Origin of the sequence: uncultured Campylobacter sp. (genome assembly GCF_905371695.1) — a bacterium.
Lineage (GTDB): Bacteria > Campylobacterota > Campylobacteria > Campylobacterales > Campylobacteraceae > Campylobacter_A.
Genome location: NZ_CAJPMA010000040.1, coordinates 1 through 14,628 on the forward strand (window position 1 = coordinate 1; position 14,628 = coordinate 14,628).

The window sequence follows — 14,628 nt, forward strand, 5'->3', positions numbered from 1 at the left end:
TATATAGAAAAAGGCTTAAACCTAGATTAAAAAAATAGGTTTAAGCGGGGGGGGGGTTAGAAAATATTTAAAGATACGACCATTAAATTAATAAACATAGTTAAGGCTCAGTATAAAATTTCTAGGATCGCCGTAGTAGTTTAAGCGGTCGGCGGAGCGATTCATCGAATTTATGAAATATTTCTTGTCAGTGATGTTTCGCACGGCAAAATTTAGTCCGAAATTTTTATTAAATTTATAGTTTATATTGCCGTCAAACAGCGCGTAACCCTTTTGATCGGGCGCGGCCGAACTTCCTGAATAATACGATGCCGTCTTGCTCTGATATCTACCGCCTAGTCCAAAACTAAGCCGCGGCAACGCCGGCAAGGTATAGTTGGCGTAAAGCCTAAAAATATGCCTAGGCACGTAGGCGTTGGCGATTTCGCCCTTGGCGTGCGCGGCAAGACTAGAATGAACTCTCTCATCTTCCATATAAACGCTCTTGGCGTAGGTATAACCGGCGAAAATTTGTAAATTTTTCGAAAGTTTACCCGAAATTTCAGCTTCAAAGCCGCGAGTCCGTACCTTGCCGCCGTCCACCCAATAGTTAGACGGATACAGCGCCGGATCCGGTACGGCCTTATGTTGTTGCAACGTCTGAAATACCGCTGCGGAGGAATTTAGCGCGCCGTCAAAATACTCGGATTTAAGCCCGAGCTCCGCATTTGAGCCGACGACGGGCTTAACGAAATCGCCGCTTTGTTTCTCATTCATCTGCGGCTTAAAAATTTTAGCGTAGCCAAGATAGAGCGAGTGATTTTGCGCAAAATCCCACGTCAGCCCCGCATACGGCGTAATTTTACTATTTTTTAGCTCTTTCTTTTTATTTTGCGTAACGCTAAAAAACATCTTCGACCAGCCCCACGAAGCGTACTCGACGCCACTGAATCTAGCCCCCGCTAGCAAATGCCACGCGTCCGTAAAATTTAACCGAGTACCGGCGGTAAGCGATTTTTGCTTTACGGTCAAATTCGAGCTTGCGTCGCGAAACGCGGCGCTCCAATCGGGCTCAGATACCGAATCTATCGTAAAATTGTCCATATTATAGCCCATTAAAGGCGTCATCCACTTGTCTCTTCCTTTAAATTTATCCCGCGAGATTTGAGCGTTCATAAAAACGTCGTTACTTTGACCAAAAAGCTCGAATTTGCCGTTTAGATCGAATTTTAGATTTATCTCGTCGCTTGAAGTATCGTATTTTTGCCTCTGCACCCGCGGCACGGCGGCGTTCCAAAGCTGAGCGAATTTCATATCCATATCGCTTTTGGTGTAATTTACTTTAAATGCGGCGTTCCAATCGTTTGCGAAATACCGGGTGAAATCGCCGAAAATATTTACCTTTTTAAAAATTTCCTTATCCCATTTCGAGCCGAAAAATTTATTTTGCTTAAATTTTACGGCTCTACCGTTATATAGGGCGGGCAGGCCGTAGATATCGGGTACGTTTTCGCTTCTTTGATATATCGCGCCTAAATTTAAGACGCTATCGTCCGTTACGTCAAAACCCAGCATCGCGCCTACGGAGCCTTTTTTACCCTGGACGCCCTCTTTAAAAGAATCGCTTTTTTGTAACGAGCCGATAAGTCTGGCGCGCGCGCTTTTACTTTCGTTTAGCGCGCCGGTAACGTCAAACGACCCGTCGTAACTTCTTTTTCCGCCCGAAAAGCCGCTAACGCCGGCGTTTAAAGCGCTTCTAAACTCGCCTTGCGGCCTTTTTCGCAGTAAATTTATCGTGCCGCTCGGGTTGCCGTTACTTTGCGTAAGGCCCGCCACTCCGCGCAAAACCTCCACGCGGTCGTAAAATATCAGATCGCTTAGCTCTTTTGCGGTATAAAGCGTACCTTGTACGGAGCTTGCCGCAGGCGATGCGAGGCCGTCTTCTTGGATATTATCGATATCAAAGCCGCGCGTTTGAAATCGCGAGCGCGAACCGCCGCCCGTATCGGTCGTAACGCTAATACCAGACACGTAGCTCATCGCTTCTTTTATGGTTTTGAAATTTTGATCTTTTATGAGTTTATCGCTGATGATGCTAACTGACTGCGGGGTTTGGCGGATACTTAGATCAAGCCCCGTCGCGGTATTCATCTGATAGGTCGTATATAAATTCTTGCCCTGCGTCGTCTCGGGATCGACTTTTTGCCGCACGGTAATCGTTTGCAGATCGATAGTAGCGTTATCGTCCGAATTTGCCGCAAAAGACGGCAACGTTCCCAAAGCCAAAATCAAATAAATTTTGCTTTTGCGCATAAATTCCTCCATATATAATAATATCTATTATCATTTTGTGGGATTATATTACGGCGATTATTAATAAAGAATAAAATTTCTATTTAAATACGTTAGAGTATTGTTTTGATATAAAATCGCGTCAGACTAGCGTCTTAAATTTTAAAGGTAACGAAAAAGTTAGTCGTTCTTGCGAGCGATATAGCACCTAGCGCGTCTGCCCGCAAGAGCGAATTTTACTTATTTTATCGCCGCGATAAGCTCGATCTCGACCAAACCGCCTTTCGGCAGCGTTTTTACCGCGACCGTGCTGCGAGCGGGATAGGGCTCGTTAAAAAATTCGGCGTAAATTTCGTTTACCGCCGCAAAGTCCGCGATATCGGCTAGAAAAATCGTCGTTTTTACCGCGTTTTCAAAGCTAAGCCCCGCTTCGCTCAAAATCGCTCGCAAATTTTGAAGCGATCTTTGCGCCTGCGATTTTACGTCCGCGCCCGCAAATTCGCCGCTAGGAGTAACGCCTAACTGCCCGGAAATAAACAAAAATCCGTTAGCCGCGATTGCTTGCGAATACGGCCCGATCGCCTGCGGCGCATTTTTCGTCGAAATTATTTTTTTCATTTTTACTCCTTAAAATTTATTAAATCTCGAAGGCTATTTTAAATTTTCGATACCTATCGGCACGCCTACGTAAACATTCGTTTTAACGTCCGCCTCTTGAATTTTATCGGCGATTTTTAGCTGACTTTGCGGTACGCCAGCAGCCGTCATGGCGTTAAATATATTTTCCGCCCTCTTACTTGCTAGTTTTTCCAGATCGGCCTCGGTTACTTTTTGCAATCTAGCTAGCTCGTCGCGCGGATCGGCCGACGGATTTTTTAGCTTTGCGCGCGCTATATCTTGAAGCGCTTCAAACTCGCTTTTTCCGCTAGATGCAGCCGTTCTTGATACTAACTTATCGATACTTAGCTTTTGTAGCGCAAATTCGTCCGCTTGTTTATTAAGCGCGGGCGAAATTACGAAGATTACGTCCTTTTTGGTATCGGCTATCCCTTTAAAACGCGCGATCTTTTTGCTCTGCGATTCCATTATTTCACTGCTTCCCGCCGTAAAATCGATCGCCGCAAGCTCACCCGCATCCTTAATGCCCAGCGCGCTCCCTATTAGCCTAAACGGCGAGCTAACGACGTCTACGAAAATTTGCTTAATCGCCTGCCAGACGATCCCGCCGTAGCTAAATTGCGGATTATCAAGATCGCCAGAAACAGGAAGATTAAGGTTAATTACGCCGTTTGAGTCCTGTAAGATCGAGATAGCCAGCTGCAACGGCAAACTCACGGCACTACCGGATTCTACGCTTTCGCCGAGCTTGATTTTATCGATTACGATATTATTTTCGCCGTCCATTTTGCGGTCTTTAATATCGTAAACCAGCGCTAAATTTAGCAGGCCGCTATCGATCTTGCGCCCTACGAACGTCGCGCTGTAAGGCGTCACTTCGCTTAGTTCCACGTCTTTAAAATTTAGCCTAATTTCGCTAAATTTCTTCGGATTTAACGCGTCGGTTTTTATCTCGACGTTAGCGCTGCCGCCGCTTCCGATTACGCCGTTCGAGCTAATTCGCGAAATGGCGTCGTTTTGTACGCGGTCGATTTTCGCGTTTAAGTTTTTAATGCCGAAAACAAACGGCAGCACCAAGCTATCGTCGCTAAAATCGACGTCTACGTTATTTAAGGCTAAATTTTCAAAATTTACGGCAAACGTCTTTTCGTCACCGGTTTTTCGGGTTTCGCCATCCGGTTCGCTCGCGTTTTCGTCGCTAGTTTTTACGAGTTTAGTTAAATTAAACGTGCGGTTTGAGTCTAAATGAGCCTTGATAAACGGGCTGTTTACGGCTAAATTTTTCATTTTTATACCGCGTTCGTCGAGAGCTATTTTACCGATTTTTATCTCGTCAATCGCGACGGTTTTCGTACCGTTTGCGTCGTTTAATCCGAATTTGCTCATCTTGAAATCGCTTTGAATTTTATACGTTTTAGAAAAATTTACCTTCGTATTCATCGCGATTTTACCGCTTGAAATTTCTGCGTTCAGGTAGTTTTGAACGATTTTATTGAAAGCGGCCAGATCGTTAAAATTCGTCTTTAAATTTAGACTAACGTCGAGCGGTTCAAGCGAAATTTTGCCGTTTGCGTTAAGCGAAATTTTCTCTCCGGTAGCCGCATTTAAAACCAATCCGAAAGGCTTTGAAAAATCGCTTGAAAAATCGCTTATTTTTGCGTTTTTAAGGACTATTTCGTGACTCGTCCGTTTAGGCAAAAAGCGCTGAGAAATATTTGCCTTTGCGTTAATTAGCTCGATATTTTTAATTACGGCTACGAAATCGCTCTTATTTTTTTGCGCTTGCCTCGGCTGTGTTTTTGCCGTTTTTACCGATTTTTTAGGCCTTAAAATAGCTAAATTATTTATCGCTTCGGCGCCGTTTTTGCTTAGCTCGTCGGCGTAAAACGCATCTTTGATCCTAGCGTCTGCCAAAATTAAATTTTGGTTTTGCAGGTTAAAATTTAAGCCCTCCGATAATATTTTTCCAAATCCGCCGAAACTTTTTTTACCGCTAAAAACCTCCGTTTTACCTATGCTAAAATTTTCTAAATTTACTTTGCCGTCGCTAAAATTTAAATTATTAGCGCTTAAGAAATCTACTCTTAAAAGTTTTTCCTTCGCGCCCGAAACGTCGATCGGCGAGGTTTTAAACGAGCCTAATCTAGCGCCGATTTTAGTCGCGTTATTTTCTAAAACAAGGCTTGCGCTTACGTCGTTTAGGCTAAAATTTTCGCTGAAAGCAGCCACGTTAAAACCGCTAAATTTCGGAAAATTTAAAGAAATTTCCTCTACGCTTAAAGCTAGGTTTTTAAACTCGTCTTTGCCGCTTGCGTTAATATCTCTTATTAAAACTCCGCCGAGTCCCGCCTCGTAATCCGCGCCGTTTAGGTTAAAATTCGAGCTATTTAAATCGCCGATTTCCACCCCCGCGTCGCCGTCTTTATTTAGTTTTAGCTTTATATCGCTAATCGCGGTTTGCTTTAATGCCGTTTCATTTAACGCGAATTCGCTCAAATTTAAACCTTTGAGCGACGCGCTTAGCTCGTTGGTGTCGCCGAAATTTCCGTTTAAGTTTAGTCCGTCTAGCGTCAATTCGCTAAAATTTAACTTAGTTTCGTTTTGGCGCGCCGCAAAATCCTTAGCCGATATTTTAGCGCCTTCAAGCTGCGCGCCGATACCCGCCTCGTCGATACTTACGACGTATTTTAGCCGCGCGTTCAGCAGTCCTTTCGAGATATTTAAATCCGCCGCATCTACGTAGCTTTGAGCTATTTTAGATACGTTTAAATCCTTAAAACTAACGCTACCGTAAATTTTTAGCGGTTTTAGGCTTACGCCGCCGTTCCAATCAAACTCGCTAAATAGCGACGAGCCCGTATCAAGAGCGTGTTTGCCCGCGCTATATTCTTTTAAATTAATATTGGTTATTTTATAGCTAACGTCTTTTAACGTCGCCGCAAACGGTTTTTTTAGGCTATTATCGGCGTATCTAGCGTCGCCTTTAATTATCTCAAACGTATCTAGCGTTACGTTAAAAAAGCTCTCGCCGCTTGCTTTTTCGTCCTTTTTTTCGGGCTCTTCCGTTTGGATTAACGGCGTAAAATTAAAGCTTAAATCGGCGTTTCGCTCGATATTAACCGCCGGATTATTTAGTACTACTTTGGCTAAATTTAGCTCGGCTTTAAAAATTTTGCGCGCGTTTAGCTCTATAAAAACGCCATCCGCCTTAAAAACGTCGGAGTTTGTTTTTAAGGCGATCCCGGTCGCGTTTAGCTCAAACGTAAAAGGATTAAATTCGGCTTTCGTTATGCTTAAAGAGGCGTTTTTATCGGCTAAAATTTTAGGCGCGACGCTAGTTAAAAGCCAAGGCGCGCCTAGGAAACCGAGCGCCGCGTAAAGTGCTAAAAACGCGGTCAAAGCGCCCGCATAGACGCAAGATTTTTTATGATTTTCGTAAAATTTCTTCACCGATTTTTCCCTAAACGCCGTAAAATTTTACGCGATTATACCAAAATTTTTATGTTATAATCGCCCCTGAATTCACTCAAAAAGGCATTTTGTGCTCTCCGCGAAATATTTTAAATTAGTTTTTTCATTCATTATGGCGTTTTTAATGTCGTTAGTAATTTCGGGCGTTTTGACGTTTATTAATCTAGGCTTAATCAAAGGTTTCGCTCTCATTTGGCTCGCTAATTGGGGCAAGGCGCTAGTAGTCGCCTATCCTTGCGTTTTAGCGATCTCGCCCGTAGCTACTAGGCTTACGAAGGCGATTTGTAAAGAAGATAAATGAAGCTAACGCTGGCTTTAAACGAATTTTTAGACGATTACGTTTTAGGCTGCGAGCTAGCGCAAAAAGCCGAAATTTCAAGCAACGCCTATCTTTTTTGGAAAAGTGCGGTCTCGGCTAAATTCGAGCGTTCGCGCGTCGTTTTTTTGCTAAAAAAGAGCGTACCGAGCAAATTCGAGCGCGCCTTAGAGTCCTGCACGCCACTAAACGGGTTGGTTCTAAGCTCGGCGTTTTGCCTGTTTACGGGACTTGCGCCCTCGCACCTAATCGCTAAAAACGGCTCAAAAATTTACGGATTGCTACGATTTCACGAAATTTGCGGGATAAAATTCGTAAATTTAAAGAAATTTTACGACGATTTAGGATTGGATTACGGCCTGCAAATTTACATCGAAAAGTGCAAATTCTTCTCGCCAACCCCGCTTGAAAAACGCATAAGGCTAACCGATACGCTTTGTTTGGGATATTACTAAACGACAAATTAAGGCAAGGGCAAGCCCGCCCTAATCTTAAATCTACTCTGCTTGCGGCTGTTTAAACCCGCCGCCGAAGGCCTTATAAACTCCGATCGCGGCGTTATCTAAACTAAGCTTCGCGTCCACCGCGTTTAGCTTCGCGCTTAAAAGATTTCTCTGCGCGTCGAGCAACGTCAAATGATCGGCGTAGCCCGCATCGAACTGCGCTTTTGCTAAATCGTAAATTTTACTTTGCGAATCTAGTAAATTTTGCGTATCTCGCCAGATCAGGCTTGCCTTTTCGCGGTCGTTTAGAGCCGTTTTTATCTCGCTTAAAGCCGTTTTAATCGTCTTTTCGTAGTTTAGAGCCTTCGCGCTTTGAGCAAGCTCGGCGATCTCTACGTTGTTCGCTCGCTTGCCGTAGTCAAAGACGCTTTGAGCGATCTGCCCCGCAAAAGACCATACGTTGGCATTTTGCACGAACAAGCGGTCAAGCTCGTTAGAGCTAAACCCGAATGCGCCCGTTAGCGAAAGCGTCGGGAAATACGCCGCCTTTGCGACGCCGATTAGGGCGTTAGCGCTTTTTAGGTTCTCGTAAGCGCTGGCCACGTCGCTTCTACGAAGTAAAATATCAGAGCTTATGCCCGCATTTATCTGCGGAGCTTGCGGCAGATCCGCGCTCGTATCTATAATCTGGCTTAAAATTTCGTCGTTGCTTTTACCGCATAAAATAGCAAGCGCGCTTGACGAGCTTACGAGCGATTTTTGCACGTTTGAAAGGCTAATTTGCGCGCTTTGTACGGCGGCTAGGGATTGCAAATAAACGATTTGCGTAGTCGCGCCAGCATCGAGCTGTTTTTTGCGATACGCCGCCGTTTCGTTATAGCTTTTTAGCGTATCCTCTAAAACGCGCTCTTGCATTTTAAGCGCTACGAGCGAGAAATAGCCCTGCGCGACGTTTGAAGAGATGGTGAGGCGCGCGTTATCGTAGTCGAATTTGCTAGCTTTTAAAAGTGCGTCGTTTGAAGCGATAGAATTTCGCACGCGACCCCAAAGATCTACCTCGTAGTTTAGCACTGCGCTAAGCGAAAAGCTATCGTACTTGGCGTTATCTTGCTTACCGTAAGTCTCGCCGCTGGTGCGGGTTTTACTACCGCTTCCCTCGATGCCGATCGTAGGGAAAAGATCGGCGCGGGAATTTTTAAGCGTAAGAGCGGCGGTTTGTAAATTTACGTAAGCGATTTTTAGATCGATATTGTTTTCTAATGCCTGCTCTACTAGCGTATTTAATCTCTCGTCGCCGAATTCCTTCCACCAAAGATCGTTTATATCGCTGCTTTCATAGCTTGCCTGAAATTTCGTATCCGTTTGCGGCAGTTCCGGCCTAAACGAGCAACCCGCGATAAAAGCCGCTAAAATAGGTATTAAAATTTTACGCATTCATCTCTCCTCCGTCGCGTTTTACGTGTTTGCCTTTACTCCAAAATTTCTCGTTTAAATTTTCAAGCAGATAATAAAATAACGGCACGAAAAATATCGAGATCGTGCTTGCGGCTATCATACCGCCGACCACGCCCGTTCCTAGCGAATGGCGAGACGCCGCGCCCGCACCCGAGCTTATCACCATCGGAAAGACGCCCAGCGTAAAGGCTATCGACGTCATTACGATCGGGCGGAAGCGAAGCTTAGCCGCGCTAACGGCGGCATCGAAGACGCTCTTACCGCTATCGCGCTCTTGCATGGCAAATTCCACGATCAAAATCGCGTTTTTAGCCGAAAGTCCGATAAGAAGCAAAAGCCCCACTTGAAAATACACGTCGTTAGTTAACCCTCTGGCCCACGTAGCCAGCAGCGAGCCGAATACGGCAAAAGGCACCGCCGTAATTACCGCCAGCGGAATTAGCCAACGCTCGTACTGCGCCGCGAGGATTAAAAATACGAAAATCATACCGAAAACAAACGCTTGCGCGCCCGCGCCCGAGGCGGTAACCTCTTGATAAGCGGTACCCGACCAAGCGATTGAATATTCACTCTCATTTAGCGTCTCTTTTACGACCTCTTGGATCGCTTTTAGAGCATCGCCCGAGGTGTAGCCCGCCTTTGGATCGCCCATTACTTTGGCTGCCGGGAATAGGTTAAAGCGGTCTACTAGATCGGGGCCCATATTTCTAGTAAGCGTAACTAGCGTATTTAGCGAGATCATCTCGCCGCTTGAATTTTTAACGAATACGCTTCTTAAATCCTCGGGAGAATTTCTAAAACTCTCTTTGGACTGCGCGTAAACGCGGTAAGTCTTGCCGAACATATTAAAGTCGTTTATATAATAAGACCCCATCGTGGCGGCTAACGCGTTAAAGATGTCGGCTTTACTAACGCCTAAAAGCTGAGCCTTTTCGTAGTCTACGTCGATTTTAAATTCCGGATAATTCGTCTCCAAAGTCGTCCTAACGCCCGTTAATTCTGGGCGCTGATTAGCTTTCGCGACGACTGCAAGCACGTCTTTTTCTATCTCGTTGTAGCTTTTGCCGCTTCTATTTTGAATATACATCTCAAAGCCGCCCGTCATCGATAAGCCCATAATCGGCGGCACGTTTAGCACGAAAGTCATAGCCTCTTTCGACGGCCAAAATACGCCGTTATATTTACCTACCAGCGCGTCTATGCTGCTATCAGGCGTCTTTCGCTCGCTCCAATCTTTCGTTTTTACGAAAAATACCATAGCGTTTTCTCTAAGCGTGCTTGCGATCAGATCGTATCCGGCAAATCCCATTACCGAATAAACGTGCGGATCGGCCATCATAACGCTAGCCATTTTTTTATTTTCCTCGATCGTTCTCGCGGAAGCCGAAGCCGGCGGGAGCGACGAAAGCGCCATAAAGTAGCCCTTATCCTCGCTAGGAACGAGACCCGAAGGGACTACTTTAAATAGCTCGACCATCATAAAAATAACGATAGCAACTGCGATTAGCCCGGGCACTACGTGACGTAAAATTTTAGCCACGCCCGCGGAAAACATCGCCGTGCTCCAATCGAAAAATTCGTTAAATTTTCTAACTAACCAAAACGGCTCGCTCTCGCCCCTTTTTAGCATAATGGCCGCAAGCGCGGGCGTGAGCGTAAGCGCGACGAATCCCGATAGACAAACTGAAATTACGAGCGTAAGGGCAAACTGCTTTTGAATAACGCCGACAAAGCCCTCCATAAAAGAAACCGGCACGAAAACGGCAGAAAGTACCAGCACGATCGAGATAACGGGCGTCGCGACCTCGTTCATCGCTTTAATAGTCGCTTCTTTTACGCTAATATCCCTTTCTTCGTGCAAAATTCTCTCTACGTTTTCGATAACGATGATAGCATCGTCCACGACGATGCCGATGGCTAGGATTAAACCGAAAAGCGTAATAAGGTTGATCGAAAATCCCATAATATAAAATCCCGCAAACGTCCCGATAATAGAAACCGGCACCGCAAGCATCGGAATAATCGTAGCGCGAACGCTTTTTAAGAAGAAATACATAACGATCATAACCAAAACCAGCGCTTCGATAAAGGTTTTTGCAACCTCTTCAATCGAGACTTCTACGAAGGTAGTCGTATCGTACGCGACTACGTGTTTAAGGCCGGCCGGATAGCTTACAGCTAGCTCGTCAAGCCTTTTTGAAACTAGCTTCGCGGTCTCTAACGCATTGGCGTCGTTTTGTAAAAACACCATCAAAGGCGCCATACGCTCGTTATTTAAAAAGCCGTTAAACGAGTAGCTGCGAGAGCCTATCTCAATGTCCGCGACGTCTTTTAGCTTTAAAAGAGAACCGTCGTTTTTAGCTTTTAAAATGATGTTTTCAAACTGCTTAACGTCGGTAAATCGTCCGTCGGCTTTTATCGAATAAACGTAAGGATTTTTTGCGTCTTGCATCGGTTGTTCGCCGATTTTGCCCGCGGCGTACTGGCTATTTTGCGTAGAAACCGCGCTTAAAATTTCCGGGATACTTAGATTAAATTTAGAAATTTCGTCCGGTTTTAGCCAAATTCTCATCGCGTAGTCTTGATTGCCGATTACGTTTACGTCGCCTACGCCTTTTACGCGCTTGATCTCGTCGGCTACGTTTAATAGCACGTAGTTCGCGAGCTCTTGCTTGCTCATGCTAGGATCTTCGCTTGTAAAGGCGACTACTTCTAGGATCGAGCTGCTGCGCTCTCTGACTATGACGCCCGTTTGTTGAACGGCGCTCGGCAAGCGAGAAAGCGCGGCTTGGACGCGGTTATTTACGTCGATCGTAGCTTGCTTCGCGCTGTATCCGATATTAAAAAATACGTTTAGGCTCATCATGCCGCTGGAGCTCGACGTACTTTGGATATAAATCATTCCCTCCACGCCGTTAATCTCGTCTTCGAGAATGGTAGCTACCGTATTTGCTATCGTCTGAGCGTCCGCGCCCGTGTATGTCGCGCTTACGCTAACCTGCGGCGGCGTGAGCTTGGGGTACTCCTCGACGGGAAGCCCTCGCATCGCCATAAGCCCGCCGATAACGATAATAATCGAAACGACGGTGGCGAAAATCGGGCGATTGATAAAAAATTTAGAAAACATTATTTGCTCTCCCCGCTCGCGGTTTTATTGCTTTCGTCAGGCTGCACCGGCGCGCCGACTCCTATTTTCTTGAAGTTATTTAAGATAATCACGTCGCCCTCGTCTAGCCCTTCGCTCACGTAAGCCTCGGTTACGGTTTGATAGACGATTTTTACGCTTTTTTTCGTAACTTTTCCGTCTTTTATCACGTAAACGTAAGGGCTAACCGTATCTTGAAGCACGGCTATTTGCGGAATTTTGAAGCTATTTTTTTGAATAAAACCGTCCATTTGAATTCTACCGAAAACGCCCGGAAGCAGCTCGCCGCCTTTGTTTTCAAACTCGGCCTTTGCTAAAACGCTTCCCGAGCTCGTATCCACGGTGCTATCTATAAATTTTACCTTGCCTTTATACTCTTTGCCGTTTAGCTGCAAAACCGCCTCTTCGTTTATCTGCGCCCAAGTGCCGCCGGCTAAATTTTGAGCCCTATTTAGGCTATCTACGTCCGAAATATAAAATCTAACGTCGATCGGATCGATTTTGGTTAGGCGCACCAGCTCCGTAGAGCCCGCCGCTACGTACGCGCCCACATCTATTAAATTTTCGCCGACTACGCCGCTAAACGGAGCCGTGACGTTCGTATATTCAAGGTCTAGCTTTGCGCTTTTAGCCGACGCTTGCGCGCTTTTTAGCGTAGCTTCGGCGGTCTCGTAGCTAGCTAGCGCGGAGTCGTATTCTTTTTGCGAAACGGCTTTTTGCTTAAATAAATTTTTGACGCGCTCCAATTCGCTTTTCGCGTTTTTTAAATTCGCCTGCGACTGCGCGATGCTAGCTTCTAGCGCTTCATACGAGGCGCGGTATTTTTCGGGGTCTATAACAAATAGTATTTGACCTTGTTTGACCCTATCGCCCGCTTTAAAATTTTGCTTTAAAAGCGTACCCGAAACTTTGGGCTTAATCACCACGTCTTGCTCGCTTTGCACGCGCGCGGGGTAATTAAAACTCATAGCGTAATCGCCTTTTTTGGCTACCGTCACGTCTACTTTCGCCGGCGGCATCTGCCTAGGGGCGCCGGCCGCCGCGTTCGCGCTATCTTTTTTAAATAAATCGCAGCCCGTAATTAATAAAGCCGCAGCCAGAGCAAGCGATAAATTCGTAAGCTTACCTTTCATAAATTTCTCCTTTTCGTATTTGTATCAGTTTAGTAATAAATATTACATAAAAATAGAGCGGGATTATAACTTCCGTCCGTAAATAAGTCAAATTTATTTGCAAATTCCGTGCAGGAAAATATCCGCGCTTTGCCTTGCCAGCTCCTCTTTTTCTTTCTTGCTAAATTTTATATCCTGCCCCAAAATTATCGCCCTTAAATGAAACGGTTCGCGGACTAACGCGCAAAATTTAAAGACCAATTTTTCTCTGTCGTAGTCTTTTATGTGCGCGGAAATTTCGGCTTTGTTTAGATAATTAATCAAAATCCCGCACATTTTAGACCCGACGTTTTCTTCGAAATACTCGCCTAATTTTTTATTTTTATAGCACTCGCTAATCACCAGTCTAGTAAGCGCCAAAGCGCGCGGCTTGCAAAAAACTTCAAAATAATTTAACGCAAAATCATAAAACATCTGCTCTAAATTTTCAGCCGTTTTTAGATTCATCTTCTCGTCTAGTTCTGCGAAAAATTCGTTAAAATTTTGCTCCATTATCGACGCGAAAAGCCCCTCTTTGTTCGTAAAAAATTTATAAATGCTAGCAAGCGAGCCGCCGCCTTTTGCGACGATATCGTTTAGGCTCGTTTTTTCAAAGCCGTTTTTTAAAAATAGCTCCAAACCAGCGTTCATAACGGAGTCGTATCTGCTTTTGCCTTTTTCCGAAATTTTCATAAATTTTCCTCTAAATTTTATGCGCATTGTAGCGCAAATTTACTCTTAAAAGGCAAACACGCTTTGCCTAATCACGCTTATTTTTTCTCTATCGTCCACGGCGTAAGCGCGAATTTTAATATCCGCCCGCCCGCTTTTTCGTCCGATAAAATTTTCGCGCGCGGCTTTTAGCGTTACGACTACGCGCTGTTTTGCGCCGCTTGCTATTAAAATAGGCTTAACCGGACGCGAAATCTTTATATTTCCGCCCTCCACGTCGAAGTAAAATTCGTGCGCCTCGCTATCGGTGTTTTGAAATAAAAATACGTACGAATTTTCGATCTCGCCCGCCTTATTTACCGAGTAAAGCTCGCTGGTTCGGTTAATATTTAAAAGCATATTTTCCTTTTTGCCGCTCATTAACGCAAGCGCCGTTAGGGCTACCGCTAAAATCGCGGCGTAAGCGGCGGTGCGAAAACGTAAGAATTTTACCTTTTTGCGTGTTTTGCGCGAATTTTCGCTAGTCCAGCCAATAAGCGACGGTAAGCTAAATTTCGCCATCGTTTTAGCGCATGCGTCGGCGCATTCTAGGCAGTTTATACATTCAAGCTGCATGCCCTTTCTAATGTCTATATGCGTCGGGCAGATTCTCACGCAAGCTTCGCAACCCACGCATTGCTCGGCGTCGCTTACGGGCTTTGAGACCGGCTTTTTACCGAGGCTTACGCCGTTTTCGTAAATTTTGCCGCCCCTGCTTTCGTCGTAAATTACTTGAATCGTGTCATTATCGAACATCACCGACTGCACTCTTGCGTAAGGGCAGATATAAACGCAAAAATTTTCGGCTAAAAAGCAGACGTCGTAAATTAGCCAAAGCGCGATACAGGCGAGAAAAGATAGTAAAATTTTATGCTCGGCGGGGCTTTTTAAGTAGCTAAAAAAATCCTCCGGCGGCACGAAATACCACATAAAATTACAAGCGATAAAAAGCGATAACGCCGACCAGATCGCTACTCCCGCCGCGCGCCGTAAAAACGAGCCTTGCGGCGCTTTTTGCTTATTTTGGGAATTTTTAAAAATTTTTAA

General features: G+C 45.2%; 10 protein-coding genes. 2 read left to right on the forward strand and 8 right to left on the reverse strand.

All coding sequences use genetic code 11. From position 1 onward, the window contains the following. Nucleotides 1-87 precede the first annotated feature (87 nt). The 3 genes from QZ147_RS04935 to QZ147_RS04945 form a co-directional block, all read right to left on the reverse strand. On the reverse strand, nt 88-2,292 hold the full coding sequence (locus QZ147_RS04935; protein ID WP_295147694.1) for a TonB-dependent siderophore receptor: 2,205 nt from the start codon (nt 2,290-2,292) through the stop codon (nt 88-90). 219 nt (nt 2,293-2,511) lie between these two features. Continuing rightward, complete coding sequence (locus tag QZ147_RS04940; RefSeq protein ID WP_295147696.1) at nt 2,512-2,889, reverse strand: RidA family protein; 378 nt, start codon at nt 2,887-2,889, stop codon at nt 2,512-2,514. 33 nt (nt 2,890-2,922) lie between these two features. Beyond that, nucleotides 2,923-6,339 carry a DUF748 domain-containing protein gene (locus tag QZ147_RS04945; protein WP_295147698.1) on the reverse strand — a complete coding sequence of 1,139 codons (3,417 nt, stop codon included), beginning with the start codon at nt 6,337-6,339 and terminating at the stop codon, nt 2,923-2,925. A 133-nt stretch (nt 6,340-6,472) separates the two neighbouring features. Here QZ147_RS04945 and QZ147_RS04950 point away from each other — a divergent pair, with 133 nt between their 5' ends. Together QZ147_RS04950 and QZ147_RS04955 are read left to right on the forward strand one after the other, a co-directional pair. Then, a complete protein-coding gene (locus QZ147_RS04950; protein ID WP_295147714.1) occupies nt 6,473-6,661 on the forward strand; it encodes a DUF2798 domain-containing protein in 189 nt (62 codons plus the stop codon). Beyond that, on the forward strand, nt 6,658-7,131 hold the full coding sequence (locus QZ147_RS04955) for a cysteine permease (protein ID WP_295147700.1): 474 nt from the start codon (nt 6,658-6,660) through the stop codon (nt 7,129-7,131). Before QZ147_RS04950 ends, QZ147_RS04955 begins: the two co-directional genes overlap by 4 nt. 42 nt (nt 7,132-7,173) lie before the next feature. On the opposite strand, the gene QZ147_RS04960 is transcribed toward QZ147_RS04955, so the two are convergent. The 5 genes from QZ147_RS04960 to ccoG form a co-directional block, all read right to left on the reverse strand. Next, on the reverse strand, nt 7,174-8,553 hold the full coding sequence (locus QZ147_RS04960) for an efflux transporter outer membrane subunit (RefSeq protein WP_295147702.1): 1,380 nt from the start codon (nt 8,551-8,553) through the stop codon (nt 7,174-7,176). Continuing rightward, nucleotides 8,546-11,701 (reverse strand): multidrug efflux RND transporter permease subunit, encoded by a 3,156-nt coding sequence (locus QZ147_RS04965; RefSeq protein ID WP_295147704.1) that lies wholly within the window; start codon nt 11,699-11,701, stop codon nt 8,546-8,548. Before QZ147_RS04965 ends, QZ147_RS04960 begins: the two co-directional genes overlap by 8 nt. Next, complete coding sequence (locus QZ147_RS04970; RefSeq protein ID WP_295147707.1) at nt 11,701-12,852, reverse strand: efflux RND transporter periplasmic adaptor subunit; 1,152 nt, start codon at nt 12,850-12,852, stop codon at nt 11,701-11,703. The genes QZ147_RS04965 and QZ147_RS04970 overlap by 1 nt, the downstream gene beginning before the upstream one ends. 93 nt (nt 12,853-12,945) lie before the next feature. After that, complete coding sequence (locus QZ147_RS04975; RefSeq protein ID WP_295147709.1) at nt 12,946-13,563, reverse strand: TetR/AcrR family transcriptional regulator; 618 nt, start codon at nt 13,561-13,563, stop codon at nt 12,946-12,948. A gap of 45 nt (nt 13,564-13,608) precedes the next feature. Beyond that, nucleotides 13,609-14,628 (reverse strand): cytochrome c oxidase accessory protein CcoG (ccoG, locus tag QZ147_RS04980; RefSeq protein WP_295147711.1); only part of this gene is annotated, 1,020 nt, incomplete at its 5' end.

Bases quoted from the DNA above. Each gene is read 5' to 3' on its own strand.
- QZ147_RS04935 (WP_295147694.1), bottom strand. From the start codon at position 2,292: ATGCGCAAAAGCAAAATTTATTTGATTTTGGCTTTGGGAACGTTGCCG.
- QZ147_RS04940 (WP_295147696.1), bottom strand. From the start codon at position 2,889: ATGAAAAAAATAATTTCGACGAAAAATGCGCCGCAGGCGATCGGGCCG.
- QZ147_RS04950 (WP_295147714.1), top strand. From the start codon at position 6,473: ATGGCGTTTTTAATGTCGTTAGTAATTTCGGGCGTTTTGACGTTTATT.
- QZ147_RS04955 (WP_295147700.1), top strand. From the start codon at position 6,658: ATGAAGCTAACGCTGGCTTTAAACGAATTTTTAGACGATTACGTTTTA.
- QZ147_RS04960 (WP_295147702.1), bottom strand. From the start codon at position 8,553: ATGCGTAAAATTTTAATACCTATTTTAGCGGCTTTTATCGCGGGTTGC.
- QZ147_RS04965 (WP_295147704.1), bottom strand. From the start codon at position 11,701: ATGTTTTCTAAATTTTTTATCAATCGCCCGATTTTCGCCACCGTCGTT.
- QZ147_RS04970 (WP_295147707.1), bottom strand. From the start codon at position 12,852: ATGAAAGGTAAGCTTACGAATTTATCGCTTGCTCTGGCTGCGGCTTTA.
- QZ147_RS04975 (WP_295147709.1), bottom strand. From the start codon at position 13,563: ATGAAAATTTCGGAAAAAGGCAAAAGCAGATACGACTCCGTTATGAAC.